Origin of the sequence: Acaryochloris marina S15 (genome assembly GCF_018336915.1) — a bacterium.
GTDB classification, from domain to species: Bacteria; Cyanobacteriota; Cyanobacteriia; order Thermosynechococcales; family Thermosynechococcaceae; genus Acaryochloris; species Acaryochloris marina_A.
Genome location: NZ_CP064921.1, coordinates 109,264 through 127,419, shown reverse-complemented (window position 1 = coordinate 127,419; position 18,156 = coordinate 109,264). Strand labels below are relative to the sequence as shown.

Sequence of the window (18,156 nt, the reverse complement as noted above, 5' to 3'; positions counted from 1 at the left end):
CCCTCTATGAATATCGACTACACTTTTCCAGTTGATCAACAAGACCAGATCTTAGTTGTTGATGATGCTTATGAAAACCTCTGCTTTATTCAAGCCGTTCTAGAGACGGAAGGGTACCAGGTCAGCTTAGCCGAGAATGGGAAAGTTGCTCTCGAACAAGTTCAAATATCAGTTCCACATTTAGTACTATCGGATGTGATGATGCCAGGTATGGATGGAATAGAGTTAACCCGGCACATTCGTAAGCAAAAAGAGTTGCCTTTCATCCCGATATTGCTGATTACGGCCCAAGAACAATCGGATGTAGTAGAGGGACTTGATGCTGGGGCCGATGATTTCATCAGAAAACCTGTTGAGGTTACGGAGTTGTTAGCTCGCGTCCGTTCTCTATTGCGCCTAAAGCATAGTATTGACGAACGGGAACAAATGACGGTCATGCGGGAAGAATTTGTCTATCGCCTCACCCATGATTTACGAATTCCTCTCGTTGCAGCAGATCGGATGTTTGTATTACTAGAGCGAGGTAAGTATGGGGCAATCCCTGATCAGTGCCAAACAGTGATCGCCACTATGAAAGATAGCAACCATGATCTGCTGCAAATGACCAATACATTACTTGAAATTTATAAATATGAAGCAGGTCAAAAAGCACTACCCTATACGACTTTCGATGTAAAACAACTAGCGGAGTCAGTGATTGAAGAACTCAGGCCGTTAGCTGAGGAGAAGGAACTTGAACTAACAATAGTAGTGAAGTCTAATTCCAATTCAATACATGATTTCCAACTGTCCGGTGCTCGGTTGGAGTTGAGAAGAGTCATTACGAATCTCGTGGGTAATGCGATTAAATTTACAGATAATGGTTCCATCCAGATTCAACTTGATAGGCAAAGTAATTATCTAACAATTAAGGTTGATGATACTGGGTGTGGAATTTCAGATGAGGAGCAGCCCATCGTGTTTGAGCGAGAATTCCAAGGCAATCACCGCTGCTCTGGTAATGGTTTAGGGCTGAACCTAGTCCGCCAAATCATCGAGGCCCACCAAGGTATGGTTGAAGTAAAGTCACAAGTAGGGAAAGGCAGTAGTTTTAAGGTCCGCATACCTACTTGATCAATCATCATCGTCATCTTCAGACTTGATAACATCGCCATCCAAAATCCCTTGAAGTCCAGTCAGGGGTGGACCCACTTCCACACCGTACCGCGTTATTTTCAGCTCTCTTAAAGTTTTCTCAAAATCGCTCAACCGCTTTTTGATCACACCGATGCTCTTTCGTAGCTCAACCTTGCCATCTTCATGGCGATCAATATATCTCAACAAAATTAGATTGTCAGCTAGATAAGTAAAACTATCATCCGTAGCCTTGTCATCTTCATCTAATAATGCTGTTTCATTGATAAGAATCACCGCAACCCCCATATTTGCCAGATACTTACATAACGCATGAAGGTGGGATAGAAAATCTTCTCCTTGCATGGAAAGGTTATAGCCAGAGATACTATCAAGCATGACAATACGGACATTATTTTCCTCAACCTCATGGCGAACAATACTAGAGAACTCGTCAGGGGTATATTGCAAGGGTTCGATTTTAACAATGGCTAATGAGCCTTGCTCTGTCATCACCCGTGCCGGAATTTTCAGATTCTCCGAACGTCGTAAGATGACTTCTACATCTTCTTCGAAGGTAAATACGACTGAACGCTCCATACGACTTGCCGCTTCCTTCATGAACTGAAGACCAATGGTGGTTTTGCCTACCCCACTCGCTCCTCTAAATAGCGTCACCATTCCTCTTTCAATGCCCCCTTTTAGCATTTTGTCGAGACTAGGGATGCCAGATGGTAATGGTTCAGGTTGAAAATTACGTTTGTAAGCTTCAGGTAATAATTTGGGAAAAACAATCATGCCTTGGGGACCTAATCGTAGAGAATGTTGTCCTGGCTGAAACCCTGAGTTACGGAACTTTGAAATACTCACGGTACGCCGTGTGGGCGTAAGTTCCAGATTAATCACCCCATCACTCATGAACTGTAGATCATAGTCGGGCTCTTCTGGACTGCTTTCCGATGTGAAAACAACCGTTGCACCTTGGCCAAGAATAAAGCGGATAAACGCCAATACCTGCTTGCGAAACTGAAATGCATCTGCAGTGATGTAGCGAAATTGCGTCATCGAATCTACAAAGATTCGATCCGGGTTTAGCTTAGTCACTTGATCCACGATTTTCTGAGTAATGGGATCTTTCTCTACCTCAGCAGGGCTAAAAAAATCGTAGGTTTGTGACTCAGTGAAAAAAGCTGAGTCAGGACTTAAATCAAGACAGTGCAGACAATCTAGATCTAACTCCATGTCAGATCCAGATTCTAGAATTTGGTTGCCTGGTTCACCAAAGCAGATGAGCAGGGACGATTTCCCCTTAGGCAATTGAGTAGTTAAGTAATGAAGCCCTAAGGTAGTTTTGCCTGTTCCTGGCCCTCCTCGTACTAAGTAAGCTCGATTAGCAATGAGTCCCCCTTGAAGGATTTCATCAAGGCCAGATATTCCTGTTGATATCCGAACTTTATTGGTCTTAGTCTTTTTAGGGTTTTTGCCCACATTACTAACCAAAATGTGTATTTGCGAGATGATGGCACTAGAGCAGTATAACGATTGAAAGACCCATGATCGCGTTTAGAACGTCTAGGACTCATACTCAATAAATAAATGGCTCGAATCTTATTATTATTTGCTAGATCTGCAAACAGTGCGTTTATCACAGGCAAGTTGTCTGAGTACCATGAGGTTATCTCTGAAGAATCTGAGCAAAAAAACTCGACCCAGGAATTACTTCAAACACCATTTGATTTATGTATTATTGATGGTCAAATGCTTGAACAGCTTTGGCAGTCCATCACAGATTGCAGGTCAGCCCAAAAACCTGTCCTTTTACCCGTGCTGTTGATAGTAGGCCAAGGAAAAATGAGCACGATTAAACCCCAGTATTGGCAGGTGATTGAAGAAATTATCACTGCTCCTATTGAGATGGCTGAATTGCAAGCTAGGGTAGAGGTGCTTTTACGGACTCGCCAGATCTCTTTAGAGCTACAACAGGCTAATTCTAAATTACAGCAGGCGAATGAAGATTTACAAGAAATGAATCGGCTCAAGTCTCAGTTTGTTTCTATGGTTTCTCATGAATTTCGTAATCCCTTAGGAGCTATTTCTGGATATATCCAGCTATTGGAAGGTCGGGGTAACACTCTCTCAACAGAGAAGAAGCAAGATTTCTTCCAACATATACGAGACTCTCTTAAGCGTCTAACTTCACTAGTGGATGATGTGTTAGTGATGGGGCGAGTTGGAGTAGGTAAGCTCACCTTTGAACCCGAGGCTCTGGACTTAGAGGAATTCTGCCGTCGCTTGATTGAAGAAGTGAGATATAGCTCGACTCAGCCTTGCCGCTTACAGTTTGAGGTGAAAAATGCCTGCTATCCAGCACAACCTCTTTTTGTGGATCAAAAATTATTACGCTACATTCTCGGGAACTTGCTGGCGAATGCAATTAAATACTCTCCTGATGGTGGGGAAGTCCAGTTAGGACTTGCCTACATTGAAAACCAAATTGAATTTCAAATCCAGGATTCTGGAATCGGGATTCCCTCGGACGATCAAGAACATTTATTTGAACCATTTTATCGAGCAGCAAATGTTGGACGATTGCCGGGGAGCGGACTAGGACTTGCAATTGTCCAACAATGTGTGGAACTTCACAACGGACACATCGAAGTTAGCAGTTCAGTGGATCAAGGGACGAATGTGACTGTTCGACTACCCATGCGGACTAGTCCAAATGGATGAGTTGAACCTAATCATTTTAGACATGCGGTGGATCTCATCTCACAGAATTTGGAATTAAATAGAGTAATTGCGTGAATACAACACCATAAAAATCACCTACTCTATTTCTATTTCAGTCTATAGAGAGAAAACCTTCATGACCAATACCATCAAGCGTCTCAGACCGCATCAATCTCCTTCTAGACAACAAAAAGTTGTTACGGATAATGTTCGTCTTTATTTGCGTGATATAGGGCGGGTTCCTCTACTCACTCCTGCCCAAGAGTTGCAATTGAGTAAGCAAGTCCAGGCCATGGTGACGTTACAAGTTTTCAAAGAACAGTTGATTCAGCGAGATGGGGGTGAGCTTTCTCTGCAAGCTTGGGCTGAGGAAGCTCAGTGTGTGGTAGCTTCTCTATTGGAACAACTTGAACAGGGCCAAAAGGCTAAACAAAGAATGATTGCAGCCAACTTACGCCTGGTGGTTGTCATAGCTAAAAAATACAAAGATCGTAATTTGGAGTTTCTCGATCTCATACAAGAGGGTACTTTGGGGCTGGCAAAAGCTGTTGAAAAGTTTGATCCTCAGCGGGGGTATCGTTTCTCTACCTATGCCTACTGGTGGATTAGGCAAGGGATTACTCGTGCGATAGCAGAACAAGGTCGTACTGTCCGACTCCCCGTCCACTGTACTGAAAGGCTCAATAAGATCAAGCGTGCTCAGCGAGAACTTTCACAATCTTTAGGACGAAGCCCAACAATGTCAGAAATTGGGAAAGAGTTATCTATTTCTCCCGAGCAGGTTATAGAGTCCCTACGTCTTGCTCAACATACGCTTTCTCTCGATCACAAAGTGGGTGATGATCAGGAACAGACAGTGGGTGATTTTATAGAATCTGAGGAACCATTACCTGAGCAATTTGTAACACAGAAATTGTTTCATCAATCAATCAATCAATTATTAGATTCACTCCCAAACCAACAGCGTGAGGTGGTAATCCTTCGATATGGATTGATTGATGGGCAGGGACATACACTCGCAGCCATCAGTCGTCAGATGGGTGTTAGTCGAGAGCGAGTACGCCAGATACAGAAGCAAGCGATTAAAAATTTACAGAAGCATAAAGAGAGTATGCAAGACTTTCTCGCTGGCTGAGTAGCAAAAAATCAAGGATCTTGACTCAGTAGCCTCCAATAGCCAATCTGAGTTGAAACTTGGTGAGAATCTGACTCTTTAGGAAAGACTTTCTATGTATTTGTTACTTGTAGAGTCTGCAGATCAAACCCTACGCAGTCCTATAGCTACGTTTGTCCTACTGCTAGGAATTGTCTTAATTACGCCACCTATTTTTGAACGATTGAAACTCCCTGGTTTAGTAGGGTTACTCTTTGCCGGGATAATTTTTGGTGGAAGTGGTCTGGGTTGGTTGCGGTCTGATACTGAAACTATGAAGTTGCTGTCAGAAATCGGCAAAATCTATCTCATGTTCGTCGCTGGCCTAGAGATTGATTTGGCTCAGTTTCATAAGACCCGTAATCGTTCTCTTAGTTTTGGATTTCTGACCTTTGCAATCCCAATGATAGGTGGTATTGCAGTGGGTCTACTGTTTCAACTTGGCTGGCTAGCAGCCGTTCTGATTGGGTCGCTTTTGGCATCACATACTCTGCTGGCATATCCCATTATTCAGAAATTTGGGGTAGTCGGAGATGAAGCTATCACAATAACTGTGGGGGCTACTATTTTTACGGATATTGGGTCGCTTTTGGTACTATAGATCTTCAGAAAAGCATCCGTGGTTTTAGCGACACTACATCTTCATTAAATATAGTAACTAGCTCCTGATACTCTTAGCTCTGGCAAGGATTTCAAGATTATCAGAGGTCATCCAGTATGCTCGCACAATTCAAACTGCGCTTTACCCAATCAACACGCAAAAAGATTGAAGCTAAACTGCGCCAGGCATACGGGAGTCAGAATTTACGTCTGGTCAAACGTATTAGTGCTTTATTGCAGCTTGGTCAAGGTGGTTCAGTGGCACAGGTAGCTGAAACATTGGCACTAGGCGAACAAACGATCAGGGATTATCTGCATGCATTTCTAAAACGAGGTATCGCTAGCTTTAGATACAAAGCGTCTCAAGGACGTCGCAGCAAACTCACTCCACGGCAACGACAACAGCTCAAGTCATGGATTAAAGCAGGTCCGCTCAAAGCTGGATACGAGTGTGGTTGTTGGAGTGCATTAATGGTTCAAGACCTGATTGCGAAACGCTTCAATGTTTCCTATCATCCCCATTATGTGAGTACTCTACTGAGGAACTTAGGCTTTTCATTTCAAAGAGCACGGTTTGTTGCAGCTCATCTCAATGAAGCCAAGCGACAAGAATGGATGACACACAAATGGCCTGAGATTTTGCGTTTATCAGCAGCCAAAGATGCCCTAATTTTATTTGGGGATGAGGCCAGTTTTGCGCAGTGGGGGTCGTTAAGCTACACCTGGAGTCTTCGTGGAGACCAGCCAACATTGCCCACCAGTGGTAAACGGAAGGCTTACAAGGTGTTTGGATTAATTGATTATCATTCTGGTCAGTTCTTCTATCAAGGTCAGACGGGACGCTTCAATTCTGAAGGGTATACTGCTTTTCTAACTCAAGTACTCCAGCAGACTCACAAGCATATTATTCTCATTCAGGACGGGGCTAGATATCACACCAGTAAAGCAACTAAGCAGTTCTTTGACCAGCAATCCGCTCGCCTTACTCCTTTCCAATTACCCACATATTCTCCTGACTTCAACCCAATTGAATTCTTGTGGAAGAAACTCAAAAAACGCAGCACACACCTACGGTTCTTCAAGCAATTTGATGACTTAGTTCAGCAGGTCGATGAGGGGCTACTGTACTTTAGTCAGACTCCCAATGAAATTACTGTCTTAATGGGCAAATATTGCAAAACCTTGGGTACACAAGCTGCCTAGCTAATCACGGATCTTTATCTGTAGATCTATAGCGATTTGCCTAGGCATCAACCAGGGAAACTTTACAGCGATAAAACTGTTAACCCTCTTAGGAGCGTTGACGTTATATACCTTTGCAATTCTAGTGGGACTCAAACGATTTGGGAGATTCTTTTTTTATAAGACAGGTAATTGGAATTTAGACTAAAAAAAGTACCTTCAGCAGAAATTATCACGCAAGAGAAGTACTGACGTGAATGCAGTTGGTGGGAGTTAAATCGGTAGATTAGGCTGCTACCTTCTCCTTCTTTTTGGGCTTAGATGCTCTTTTCCTTACAGTTGGATAGCGAGGTCGCTGAGTTCTTTTTCTACCTGTCGTCCACCCCGGCGACTTTCCACGAGGTTTGGGGTCAGTTGCAGGGGAACCAATCCTAGCTAAAAGAGCAGTAATAGAGTCAGCAACCCGTCCTGGAGACAATGAGGCCATCTGTTTTTGCCAGGGTAGTGGCGTATCTTTAACGAGGGTACGAGCCAGCCATAGTTGCCAGGTAAGCACTGGCATCAGGTCAGACCAGGCTTCCATTTGCTCCGCTGTGGACAGTTGCGGGACGGTCCAATGTAGACGTTGACGAACAAACCGATACCAATGCTCCAGGGCAAATCGACGGAGATACTGACGCCACAATTGAGTCACGCTCAGATGCTGTTTGGAAATCCAAACGAGCCACAACGGTTTTGAGGATGGAGCATCCAATCGCTCTATTAAAATGACTGAAAACGGATGTTCTGCTGCCTGCTTGAAATGCAGAGATGTCCAGCACCTCACTCGCACTCGTCCCAGCTCATTGTCCTCGAACATCAGCTGCTCTTGAGGTTCATGCCACGTATCTGGAGCTTTGAGGGCGAATTTAGCACCATGTTTTCGGGGTCGACCTTTGCCCTGATATGGAGGAGGGTCCTGATAGAGGACTCGGTTGGGACGTAATCGCAAGAGTTGGTCACAGAGTATATCTGCACTCTGTTTGAGAAAGGGGGCACACCCATACTCACTATCTGCCAAAAAGAGAATCAGACCCGTCAGTTGGAGACACACTTGCCGCAGTTGAGTAGCGGCTTTCTCCAGTGGCGTTTCAAAACTGGTGATGCGTTCATGCACTAAAGGTAATGCCCAACTCCCTTGGGCTTCAGGAATCCAGGCAATGCTGCTGTACCCTTGGCCAAGGGTGATGGGTTTCACACCACTTAGCGGTTGAGGTTGGTGTTCATATGTGCGTTCACGCAGAGTCTTAGCATAAATCCGTGGCCAGGCCGTATGGTCTCCCGCCAAGACGATCAGCTCTGATGGGGGAATCTCCTTGGCATATGCCTCCATCAAGAGTTGACGAGAAGGATCGGCATCTTGAAGGGCTTTATAAATACTCGGCCATTTGCGGCGAAACAGGGGACTGAGGGACAGCTCTACAAATGAACTGATGCTGCGAGTGGTAAGTACTGCATCCATCAAGTCGAATAAAGCATCCTTCGCATTCCCTAATCGGTAGTAGATTGACTGGCGAAAGTTCTTTAGTTTGTCCAGACTAGTCATGATAAAGCTGTTGAGAGGTTCAATCTTCAGCTTTAATCATTGGGCAGTCGGTTGCTTCAAACTGACTGTCTTTTCTTTTTCTTAAAAGGAGCTATTAGTCTAAACTCCAAAGGTAAGGATGAAGGTAATCAGTTCTTATTTGTCATGCTCTCGGTCTTTTTGAGTGCTGTAGTAGCCCAATTGATTGGAGTAGAAAATATTATTGGGGCCTTTCTAGCTGGGCTAGCCATTAACAGCATCATTGGAGATGGCCCCGTTAAAGAAAAAACAGAATTTTTGGGTAGTGTCCTCTTTATTCCCATGTTTTTCATCAACATGGGGTTATTGTTAGACCTGAAAGCCTTCAGCAGTATTTTTGCCTCGATACAGTTGCCGTTGGTAGTTGTAAGCACTTTGCTCACGACTAAAATGTTGGCATCCCTCTGTACCAAATATCTTTTTAGTTATAGCTGGCCTCAGTTTTGGGCCATGTGGTCACTGTCCATTCCTCAAGTGGCTGCAACTTTGGCTGCAGCGTTGGTGAGCTACGAAGCCAATATCATCAATATTCAGGTGTTTAACAGCGTCATTCTCATGATGCTGCTCACGTCGATCTTAGGACCGCTGGTGACTTCTCGGTTTGCTCGCCAGTTAGCAGTACAAAAGACCTTTGACCCGAACCTTTCCTTTGATTGGTTGCCACTTCCCAGCAATAGTCCCGAACTCTTCTCAGTTGTGGTTCCTGTATACAACCCAAAAACTGAACAATTTTTAATTGAGTTGGCAGCATTGATCTCCTGCTATGAAAATGGCCGAATCATTCCCTTAGCCATCGCATTAGCACAACCTCAGATGAATGCGCCTCAGCTAGAGAAGGCTTTGTCATACTGTCAGCATCGACTAACTGCCGCTGTAAGTTTCAATAAATCCATTGGGGCACATATGCAGCCCAAACTTCGCATTGACGGCAATGTTGCCCAAGCGATTAGCCATGTGGGTCGGGAAGAAAATGCCAATTTAATTGTCTTAGGCATGGGCAAACGGACTCGATTAAATGATCGCTGGTTCAATAGCATCCAATATGCAGTCATGTGTGCTGCTCATTGCCCAGTCGTAGTTGCTCAGCTGCTAGTCTCACCCTTGTATCTGCAAAATATTTTGGTGCCCATCAAGGATCCAAACCCTGTCATTCTTAGAACTCTGCGGTTTGCGCAGATATTGGCATCGGCAAACCAAGGCCAAATTACACTGTTGCATATTTGTAGCCCTCGATCCCCGGAAAAGGAACGCGCCCGGATCAAAATGCAGATGGAGAGGCTTATTGATCAATTGCCAGCAGTAGAATGTAGGATAAAAACTTTACTACTGGAAGCTGAATTACCCATATCAGCTATTGCTCAGATATCGAAAGATTATGACCTTGTGATATTGAGATTGCTATATCGTCGTTTAGGGAATGGTCTAAATCTTGGGACCCATACAACTCCTCTTCTAGAGCGACTCAAGGTGTCAACAATCCTAGTGAGCGAACCAAATAAAATTTTTCATGATCGCTTAGCAACAAGTAATCCCACCCAAGAACTATCGGCAAGTTGTCAATAACAAATGACTATGGAATCTGTTAATTCTTTTGCCGATGGTTTAGCAGTTTTAGTATTGCTTCTGAATACGATACTAATTAGCTTATGCCAGCTATTGGCCCTGTTTGTAGTTTTTGTGGGAATTTGCAAGGGCTTATTCATATTCTTAAAGAATTCACTCCTTCAACCTCATACTCCGATCGCATTTCAGAGAAGTCGCCTCGAAATGGGATACGCTTTTTCTTTGGGACTTAGTTTCTTGATCGGGGCTACAATCCTCAACACTATGTTCTCCAAACAGTTGGAAGATATTGGACGGTTAATTCTGATTATTGGTTTGAGGACCTTGCTCAATCTATTACTTGAGCGTGCTATTAACCACATTCCTCAAGCGAAGAAAGAGGGTAACTATGACACTATTGGAGCAAATATTAACAACTATTCTTCTCAGCAGCCGATTGTTCAGTTAGATCAATAAAGCCTTGTGGGAGGGAGTGCCAAAATGAGAATAGTAGTTAGCCCATGTCTAAACCACCACATCATCATTTAGCCAGTCTTTGGGGCCGGAAGTTTCATACTCAGATCAATAGTCTGATTATGACCCTAGGAACGGTGGGGCTTGGAGTTTGTGTGCTGGTTCTGGTTTCTGACTTTTCCTGCTAAGTCTTCCAGTGCTTAGTGGGTGGTATTTGTAGCCCTTAGTCTCAGCCTTGGTTAAAGTAAGTGCAGTGATACCCAGAGAGCATCTAATGAGTCCAGAGCGTTATGAGCAAAATTTTGGAACCTGTGAGTTGGGTGATCAACGATTGAATCACCGTGCATTCAGTATCGGTCGTTCTCTGAGCGAGAAATTTGGTCAAGCCCTATCGACCGTATTTGAGACTGGGAAAGCCCTCAAACGGTCTTACGAGTTTTCGCAAATGTGAAAACCAGCTTCGCTAAGATTATTTCTCCTCATTGTTCTATGACCGCTTGTAGCGTATCGTCGCAAGAGATGACCTTGAGTGTTGGCGACACCACCTTCCTCGACTATGAAGGTATCAAGCAGAAGCGCCAAGGCTATGGTCCCCAAGGCAGAGGGGGGAATGGATTATTACTCCATAGTGCCTTAGCCGTTGACCCTGAGCAGGGCCAACCCTTGGGTTTGTTATGGCAAAAAGTGTGGAATCGTCAGCATCGTCCCAAGCCCCCGAAGAATGAAACGTCCCGACAAAAGAAGAAACGTCAGACCAAAGCGCGTAAAACTGCTCGGGAGCGTCTATTTGAGGAAAAAGAATCCTATCGTTGGGTGGAAGCACTGCACGCAGTGGAGAAAGCTGTGGGTCCTTCAACTCGTATCATTCATGTCTTTGACCGAGAAGGAGACATTGCTGAAGTCTTTGAACGACTCAATACCCTAGACAATACGGGACTCGTGGTTAGAGCCTCTCATAATCGTTGTCTAGAACACGATCCTAATCGCCTGTGGGAAAAGCTGGAAGCCCAGAGTGTTCAGTTCGAGTATGAGATTGACTTACCTAAAACGAAAGGCCGGAGTGCGCGCACGGCTAAGTTAGCTGTGAGATGTTGTCTTGTTGAACTTCAAAGACCAGCCCGACTAGCTGCCAGTCAACCCCTTCAGGTTTACGCTGTCTATGCAACAGAAGTAGCCCCACCTGAAGGGGAAGAACCAGTGTCATGGATGTTGCTCACTAGTGAAGTCGTGACAACAGTAGAAATGGCCCAAACCATTTTGCGTTGGTACACCTACCGTTGGCGAGTTGAGGAGTATCACAAAGTTCTAAAATCGGGCACTCAGGTGGAGCGATATCGGTTGGCATCTGAGGGAATGAAAACCTTATTGGGATTCCTGTGTGTCACTGCTGTAGAGCTGTTGCGTGTGACTTATTTAGAACGAACACAACCTCAATTACCTGCACAAGATGTCCTCACGCCTTTACAGATCAAAGTTCTCATTGCCAAGACCCCGAAGGTACCTAAAACATTAACGGTGGCATGGGCTGTTCAAGCAGTTGCACGACTCGGGGGATATCTGGAGCATCGTCGAAACACACCGATTGGAATTCAAGTCCTGTGGAAAGGGTGGGCGAAGCTCAATGACCTGATTGAAGGCTGGCTGTTAGCTACCCAGGAGACTTAGCAGGAAAAGTCAGGTTCTGGTTTGGGACAGCAAAGCTCTCCAATGAAGTCCTAGAGCGGGAAGCCTTTGCATTTGATAAAGTCGCACTGCTCTGAATCCACCAGTTTGCTAATCTCACACTGGATTCTGTGATGTTGGCAATTACTCGGTTAGAAGATCCAAGTATTGTCGTTTCTCTCGTAGTCATCAGTTTTATCCTTTTTGAGTGGCGATGCTATCGACAAGAAGCCTATATCCTTGCTGTAAACTGCTTCGGTGGTGCTGTTTTGGCGACTGGACTGAAGCTAGTATTCAACAAAACCCGTCCCCAGCTATGGCCACAATTGATTACTGAGACCACCTTTAGCTATCCCAGTGGCCATGCACTAGGGTCGATAGTTTTCTATGGCTTTCTAGCTTACTTGTTAGCCAGCCTTCATTCGAGAAGGAGGAGAACTGTGACCATCTATGGGCTAGCTAGCCTCTTAATTAGTGCGATTGGATTCAGCCGGCTCTACTTAGGTGTCCATTGGCCCACGGATATTACCGGTGGCTATGGGATTGGATTTCTTTGGCTTAGTGTTTGTATTACGATACTGAAATTGCAGAAACTTCAATATCAAAAAACTTAGAGCATGGCAACATGAACGATACCGTCTCCTTGATTGACTAAAGGATTTTTTGTAAAACCAATAACTATCCCATCACAGGGAGACTGAACCCTTTTATTGGTATCACCTAATGCATCGGCAATGTAGCCAATTTTTTGGCGCTTGTTAACTGTTTGTCCCAATTCTATTTGCAAATGTAGAATGCCGCTTTGAGAGGCTCTGACCCATTTTGTCTCTCTGGACTCTTTTGGTGGTGTTTTGCCCTGATCTGATTTGAAGTCAGAGTCCATCATTTTCAATGCAGTCATCACCTGTAATACTCCTTCAACACCGACCTTGATAGCCTCTTGGTCAAATCGAAGGGCTTCTCCTGACTCATATAGCAAAACGGAAATACCTTGCTTTGCAGCAGCTTGCCGTAAAGACCCATCCCGAGTGTTGGCGTGGATGATGGCAGGTGCACCAAAAGCCTGAGCACATCGATAAGTTTCTGAATCATCTAGATTGGCCCGAATTTGGGGCAAATTAACCCGATGATTGGATGCAGTATGAAGATCAATGCCATGGCTACAATGGCTTACTATTTCTTTCATAAATAGGTGGGCTATCCGGCCAGCTAATGATCCTTTAGCAGAGCCTGGAAATGACCGATTGAGATCCCGGCGATCGGGAAGGTACCGGGATTGCTCAATAAAGCCAAATATATTGACAATGGGGACAGCTAACAAGGCTCCCTGTAACTTGTTAGGCTTAACCTGCTCCAAGACTTGGCGAATAATTTCCACGCCATTCAGTTCATCCCCATGAATTGCTGCACTGAGCCATAGGTGTGGACCATCACTATGACCATTGATCGCATGAACGGGTAAGGACAACATGGTCTGAGTGGGAAGGCGAGCGATTGGCAACTCGATGCGTTGCTCAGTGCCAGGGGCCACTGTAATACCACCGACGGTGATGGGGGTCATATAGTTTTATTTTTGTACTATTTGTGAAGGTTAATATTTAATGCGATCGCGGGTCTTACCTGGTCCCGCATTCTTTTCTAAAAATTCGATGACCTTACCTGCAACATCGATCTCTGTTGCCGTTTCAATTCCTTCTAAACCAGGAGAAGAATTAACTTCCATGATGACTGGGCCGTGATTGGAACGCAGTAAATCAACCCCAGCAACCCGCAAACCCATTGCTTTTGAAGCACGAATTGCAGTGCTTCGTTCTTCTGGTGTTAGCTTGATTTGAGTAGCACTACCGCCTCGATGGATATTGGAGCGGAACTCACCAGGAGCACCTTGCCGTTTCATAGCAGCGATGATCCGATCTCCCACGACAAAACACCGTATGTCCATACCCCCGCTTCTTTGATAAATTCCTGTACCAAGATATTGGCATCCAGACCCCGAAACGCTTCAATGACAGACTTTGCCGCTTGATGTGTCTCTGTCAAAACCACTCCAATTCCCTGAGTACCTTCTAGTAGCTTGATTACTAATGGAGCCCCACCGACACTTTCAATCAATCCGTCAATATCTTTTGAGGAATTGGCAAATCCTGTCACTGGTAGACCAATCCCTTTTTGTGACAAAATTTGCAGACAGCGAAGTTTATCTCTAGATCGCGAGATTGCCTGGGATTCATTGGCCGAGAAAACCCCCATAACTTCAAATTGTCTGACTACAGCCGTACCGTAAAAAGTTTTAGAAGCCCCAATTCGAGGAATAATCGCATCGTAGCCTTCCAGCGAATCTCCTTGATAGAGAACCTTGGGCTTATGGGCCGTGATATTCATGTAGCATCGCAAATAATTGATGACATGTATTTCATGCCCTCTCTCTTCACCCGCTTCTAAGAGTCGCCGAGTTGAATAGAGAGATTGCTGCTGGGAGAGGATGGCGATTTTCATAGTTATTCCGATTACATTAATTTTGAGGATCTGAATTGTGGATATAGGATTGACCTACATCAATGACAAAGCGCTGACGAACAGCCTGCCGTCCCAACAACATCCGAAATCCCATAGAACTGCGATCAGTCAGGGTCACCTCTATCTTCCAGGAGTAATTGGAGAGGGCGATCTCCGTGAGGATGACGGGACGCATTTCAGTATGTCCTCCTGAATCTCGAACTTGTTTGACTTCTAACAGCTCGGCAATAGCTGTAACAATCGTAGTTTTATCCTTTTGAATAGGATGAGTTTTGAACCGAAGCATTGATTTGCCATTGTCTTGGAATCGCTCTATGTCAAATGCATGTAGCGCGGAAGAACGAGCCCCTGTATCAATTTTGGCTTTAACTTGGGGGATTTCTAGTTCTGGAAATGATACCCACTCGCGCCAGCCAATGATAGGCAATATCACTTGAGACGAAGAAGCTGTCATCAAATATTCTCCGAGATTATTAAATCGTTTGTGATGGCCTTGATAAGGATTTTTTACCCTCAATAGTTAGCTGTTAGTGTTGTGGTGAGATAGCGCTGATCAATATGAGTTATTCAGAGCAGCCCAGTCTTTAGTTGAATGAAATTGAATTAACTGAAGAAACAGTGCATATTTTCTACTGAAAATAAACGATTCATCTTTTGTGATGAGTAATAAAAGTGTTGAGTTATCGTTGCATTCGAGCCTCCTTACCTTCGTACATAGTTACTCGTCCGTCAACATCTCAAGGGACTAGTCCTCATGGATGAAGTAAATCCATATTTTTAGACATGCGGTCGATTTCAAGGGGGAGGATTCAGAATTAAATAAGGTTATTGCGTTATTACAAACTCATGTTGAAGCGCTCTCAATCCTCCGAATCTTCCACTTCCATTTCCACTGCGGCTGCAGGCTTGCTGAATCGAGCTAACCCAGTGGAGCAAAAGTCTGTAGATGAAATTTCACTGTTACTAGAACAGCTTGTGCGGCATGAATCGACCACAATCAAGTTGATCTTGGATCGGCTGTATGACATCGGGTCCATCAACCTAATCAATCAAAAAGTGACTGTAAGATCGCTCAATCGAATTAGCAGAGCGGTTGCAACCCAGTCTAAGCCCTTATTTAGATTTGTCGGTCTCCGCTGGTTCCAGCATAATTGTCCACAATTAATTACAGATTGGCTGCATGAACAGGTCATGTTCCAGTCTCCAACCCAGACAACTGGCCAACCAACTTTAGAGGGTGCAGTCGTCCCTCCAGCTAGTCTTATACCCGATCACTGCTCAATAGAAGTCCAAAAACTTAGATCGCAATTGCGGTGGCGAACAGGCTTGCTCTGTGGAGCATTGGGTATCACAGGAAGCCTCTTGGTCGCTAGTCATACTGTTCTATCTAGCAACTCTCCATCTTTCTCACCCACCGTATCACCTATTACAGCTCAGAAATTCAACAGTGTTGAGTAATGTTCGACTGTTGATCCAGTCTAACTTGGCATCATAACTGTCCTATTTAACCAGTGAATAACTATGCGCCTCTCTACCTATCCCCTTATCCAGTTCAGTCAACTCATTGATTGTCCAGTATGGGATTGTCATACGGGGCAACTCTTGGGCACAGTGCATCAAATCTGGGTGGATAAGCAATTGCACCAAGTCTTAGGATTAACGTATAAAACGTTATTGAATGCAGATGAGCAAAGATCTCTGCCTTGGGAACAGGTGGTAGCGGTAAGTCCTGAAGGGGCTTGGTTAGATGTTGCCGAAAGTACAGCACTAATTTTCCAGCCCAAATCATCTATTCATTATCAATTAGGCAATGAAGTATGGACTCATTCAGGTAACTGGCTAGGTAACCTTATCGACTATTACTTTGAAGCTAATACAGGTGAAATCCTTCAGTATCAGTTCGTAGTCCCAGAACACCAGAGGTATTTCCCTGAATTGTTGGACTTCTCCGCAGCTGAACTGATCTATAAGGGGGATAGATTCTTAATAGAACTAACCGTTGATTCACAAAGACCCAAGCAAGACTGTCTTCCCCCAACTGTCGGCCTTGCGACTTCACCCGTTGAATCAAACATGAATCTTTTTTTGCACAATCTTCATCTGGATTTAAATTTTGATGCTAATAAATTCAACCGTGCTGACATATCTCTACGACCTAAAACCACAAATCTGATTGCAAGCTGATTTATTACTCATCTTCAGTATGGAGAATTAACACCATGACTAATTATTCGGAATCACAAGCGCCTCAACCTAGCAATACCCCACAAGGGAATCCTAACCTCCTGACTTCTGAATCCTTTGCTCAAATTTCTCAGGATTTGAAACGGAGTGTACAAAATGATCTGACGGGAGTTCAAATCGAGACAGAGCGGTTACGAAGTCGGTCAAATTTTATCATCGGCATGCTGATTGCCTTCGTCATGATCTTAGGAGGCGTATCAGTCTGGTTAGCCATTCGTGTGCTGTCTTTTGAACAGGAACCCCAAACATCCAATATCAATGCAGACCTGTCTGAAACTGTTCTTGAGTCCAAAATTGAAGCTCTGGAGCAGGACGTTAAGTCCTTGAAGAAATTTGATCCATCAGCCTTGACAGAAGAAGTTCAGAATAACCAAGAACAGCTTCAAAAAGTGGTTCAACAAGTCAAGCGTTTGTCCACGGATATTCAGTCTCTCAATGGTTCTAATGGCAGTTCAGACATTCGGAGCCGTCAATCCAACCCAGCACCTGAGGTTCAGTCGCAACCATCTTCTTCTGAACCTCAACCTTCCGCTCAACCGAGGGTATCACCCTAGTTAGAGGCAGTGACTCTCAGCTCAGCTATTTTGATTTTCGGTCTTTCGCGAACTGGAGTCTAGAAAGGTTAAACGCTTTGTCCTAAGAAATCCTGATAGCTGCTAGCTCAAAGGTGCAATAAATAATATTCAAAGGTTCAATTATGTATACGCGGAACCAAGCCCATCCAGAAAATAAAGATGATGCAATGGCTTGTGATTTAAAACCCCGCCCCCTTGACCATACTCAGGATATGGACCTAAGTGGTGTGGATTTTAGAGGCGCTGATTTGCGAGGAGTAAAGTTTGCAGGTAAGCGACTCATCAAAACCCTATTTTGTCAGGCCGATTTACGAGGAGTGGACCTGAGCGAGGCTAATCTGACTGAGGCCAATCTAACGGGTGCTCAGATGGAGAAAGCTGACCTTAATAATGCCCATCTCACTGGGGCTAATTTGACTGATGCCATCTTAACCCAAGCGAATCTCATTGAGGCTCAGCTTCATAATGCCATCTTAATCAGGGCGAGTTTAGTTTCTGTTGCGTTAGATCGGGCAGACTTAACGAGAGCGAATCTTCGAGAAGCAAATCTGCAAAAGGCGGTCTTGAATGGTGCCAATTTATCGAATGCCATTCTATATAGAGCCAAACTCCACCACACTCATTTGGTCGATGTAACTTTGACAGGAACAGACCTGAGTGAGGCACAACTGATCCATACGGATATTTCTGGCAGTAATCTAAATTTAGCAATTTTGGATGGGGCTGAACTCAAAGATCTTATGCCAATGGAGAAATAATAG

18 protein-coding genes and 2 pseudogenes are annotated in these 18,156 nt (G+C 44.4%); 15 read left to right on the top strand and 5 right to left on the bottom strand.

Annotation, left to right across the window (positions count from 1 at the left end; genetic code table 11):
- Window positions 1–6: 6 nt before the first annotated feature.
- Window positions 7–1,113, top strand: a complete 1,107-nt coding sequence (locus I1H34_RS00585) for a sensor histidine kinase (protein ID WP_212661564.1) — start codon at window positions 7–9, stop codon at window positions 1,111–1,113.
- Here I1H34_RS00585 and I1H34_RS00580 read toward each other — a convergent pair whose 3' ends face one another.
- Window positions 1,114–2,613, bottom strand: a complete 1,500-nt coding sequence (locus tag I1H34_RS00580) for an ATPase domain-containing protein (protein ID WP_249369179.1) — start codon at window positions 2,611–2,613, stop codon at window positions 1,114–1,116.
- Window positions 2,614–2,709: 96 nt separating this feature from the next.
- Here I1H34_RS00580 and I1H34_RS00575 point away from each other — a divergent pair, with 96 nt between their 5' ends.
- The 4 genes and pseudogenes from I1H34_RS00575 to I1H34_RS00560 all read left to right on the top strand — a co-directional run bounded on the left by I1H34_RS00575 (window position 2,710) and on the right by I1H34_RS00560 (window position 6,799).
- The gene (locus I1H34_RS00575) at window positions 2,710–3,843 is read left to right on the top strand and encodes an ATP-binding response regulator (RefSeq protein ID WP_212661563.1); all 1,134 of its coding nucleotides are present in this window, start codon (window positions 2,710–2,712) and stop codon (window positions 3,841–3,843) included.
- 136 nt (window positions 3,844–3,979) lie between these two features.
- A complete protein-coding gene (locus tag I1H34_RS00570) occupies window positions 3,980–4,978 on the top strand; it encodes an RNA polymerase sigma factor, RpoD/SigA family (protein ID WP_212661562.1) in 999 nt (332 codons plus the stop codon).
- A gap of 94 nt (window positions 4,979–5,072) precedes the next feature.
- Window positions 5,073–5,594, top strand: a pseudogene (locus tag I1H34_RS00565) (cation:proton antiporter); the annotation flags it as partial.
- A 119-nt stretch (window positions 5,595–5,713) separates the two neighbouring features.
- Complete coding sequence (locus I1H34_RS00560; protein WP_212662243.1) at window positions 5,714–6,799, top strand: IS630 family transposase; 1,086 nt, start codon at window positions 5,714–5,716, stop codon at window positions 6,797–6,799.
- 265 nt (window positions 6,800–7,064) lie between these two features.
- Here I1H34_RS00560 and I1H34_RS00555 read toward each other — a convergent pair whose 3' ends face one another.
- Window positions 7,065–8,363, bottom strand: a complete 1,299-nt coding sequence (locus tag I1H34_RS00555; RefSeq protein WP_212661561.1) for an NF041680 family putative transposase — start codon at window positions 8,361–8,363, stop codon at window positions 7,065–7,067.
- A 144-nt stretch (window positions 8,364–8,507) separates the two neighbouring features.
- Here I1H34_RS00555 and I1H34_RS00550 point away from each other — a divergent pair, with 144 nt between their 5' ends.
- The 6 genes from I1H34_RS00550 to I1H34_RS00525 all read left to right on the top strand — a co-directional run bounded on the left by I1H34_RS00550 (window position 8,508) and on the right by I1H34_RS00525 (window position 12,673).
- On the top strand, window positions 8,508–9,944 hold the full coding sequence (locus I1H34_RS00550; RefSeq protein ID WP_212661560.1) for a cation:proton antiporter domain-containing protein: 1,437 nt from the start codon (window positions 8,508–8,510) through the stop codon (window positions 9,942–9,944).
- Window positions 9,945–9,953: 9 nt separating this feature from the next.
- Entirely contained in the window at window positions 9,954–10,400 is a 447-nt protein-coding gene (locus I1H34_RS00545; RefSeq protein ID WP_212661559.1) for a DUF1622 domain-containing protein, read from the top strand.
- A 44-nt stretch (window positions 10,401–10,444) separates the two neighbouring features.
- The gene (locus tag I1H34_RS00540; RefSeq protein ID WP_212661558.1) at window positions 10,445–10,585 is read left to right on the top strand and encodes a hypothetical protein; all 141 of its coding nucleotides are present in this window, start codon (window positions 10,445–10,447) and stop codon (window positions 10,583–10,585) included.
- Between the two features lie 86 nt (window positions 10,586–10,671).
- A complete protein-coding gene (locus I1H34_RS00535; protein WP_212661557.1) occupies window positions 10,672–10,848 on the top strand; it encodes an IS4/Tn5 family transposase DNA-binding protein in 177 nt (58 codons plus the stop codon).
- Window positions 10,845–12,062 (top strand): IS4 family transposase, encoded by a 1,218-nt coding sequence (locus I1H34_RS00530; protein WP_212661556.1) that lies wholly within the window; start codon window positions 10,845–10,847, stop codon window positions 12,060–12,062. Before I1H34_RS00535 ends, I1H34_RS00530 begins: the two co-directional genes overlap by 4 nt.
- A 131-nt stretch (window positions 12,063–12,193) precedes the next feature.
- Entirely contained in the window at window positions 12,194–12,673 is a 480-nt protein-coding gene (locus I1H34_RS00525) for a phosphatase PAP2 family protein (protein ID WP_212661555.1), read from the top strand.
- Here the strand turns inward: I1H34_RS00525 and I1H34_RS00520 are convergent.
- The 3 genes and pseudogenes from I1H34_RS00520 to I1H34_RS00510 all read right to left on the bottom strand — a co-directional run bounded on the left by I1H34_RS00520 (window position 12,670) and on the right by I1H34_RS00510 (window position 15,030).
- On the bottom strand, window positions 12,670–13,620 hold the full coding sequence (locus I1H34_RS00520) for a succinylglutamate desuccinylase/aspartoacylase family protein (RefSeq protein ID WP_212661554.1): 951 nt from the start codon (window positions 13,618–13,620) through the stop codon (window positions 12,670–12,672). The two genes, I1H34_RS00525 and I1H34_RS00520, sit on opposite strands and share 4 nt — an antisense overlap.
- 30 nt (window positions 13,621–13,650) lie before the next feature.
- Window positions 13,651–14,555, bottom strand: a pseudogene (rimK, locus tag I1H34_RS00515) (30S ribosomal protein S6--L-glutamate ligase).
- Between the two features lie 16 nt (window positions 14,556–14,571).
- Window positions 14,572–15,030 carry an ATP-dependent zinc protease family protein gene (locus I1H34_RS00510; RefSeq protein WP_212661553.1) on the bottom strand — a complete coding sequence of 153 codons (459 nt, stop codon included), beginning with the start codon at window positions 15,028–15,030 and terminating at the stop codon, window positions 14,572–14,574.
- A 392-nt stretch (window positions 15,031–15,422) separates the two neighbouring features.
- On the opposite strand from I1H34_RS00510, the gene I1H34_RS00505 reads away from it, so the two are divergent.
- The 4 genes from I1H34_RS00505 to I1H34_RS00490 all read left to right on the top strand — a co-directional run bounded on the left by I1H34_RS00505 (window position 15,423) and on the right by I1H34_RS00490 (window position 18,153).
- Window positions 15,423–16,034 (top strand): hypothetical protein, encoded by a 612-nt coding sequence (locus tag I1H34_RS00505; protein ID WP_212661552.1) that lies wholly within the window; start codon window positions 15,423–15,425, stop codon window positions 16,032–16,034.
- A gap of 63 nt (window positions 16,035–16,097) precedes the next feature.
- Window positions 16,098–16,760 (top strand): PRC-barrel domain-containing protein, encoded by a 663-nt coding sequence (locus I1H34_RS00500; protein ID WP_212661551.1) that lies wholly within the window; start codon window positions 16,098–16,100, stop codon window positions 16,758–16,760.
- A gap of 35 nt (window positions 16,761–16,795) precedes the next feature.
- Window positions 16,796–17,374, top strand: coding sequence for a hypothetical protein (locus I1H34_RS00495; RefSeq protein ID WP_212661550.1), 579 nt, complete (start codon window positions 16,796–16,798; stop codon window positions 17,372–17,374).
- A gap of 143 nt (window positions 17,375–17,517) precedes the next feature.
- Window positions 17,518–18,153, top strand: coding sequence for a pentapeptide repeat-containing protein (locus I1H34_RS00490; protein WP_212661549.1), 636 nt, complete (start codon window positions 17,518–17,520; stop codon window positions 18,151–18,153).
- Window positions 18,154–18,156 lie beyond the last annotated feature (3 nt).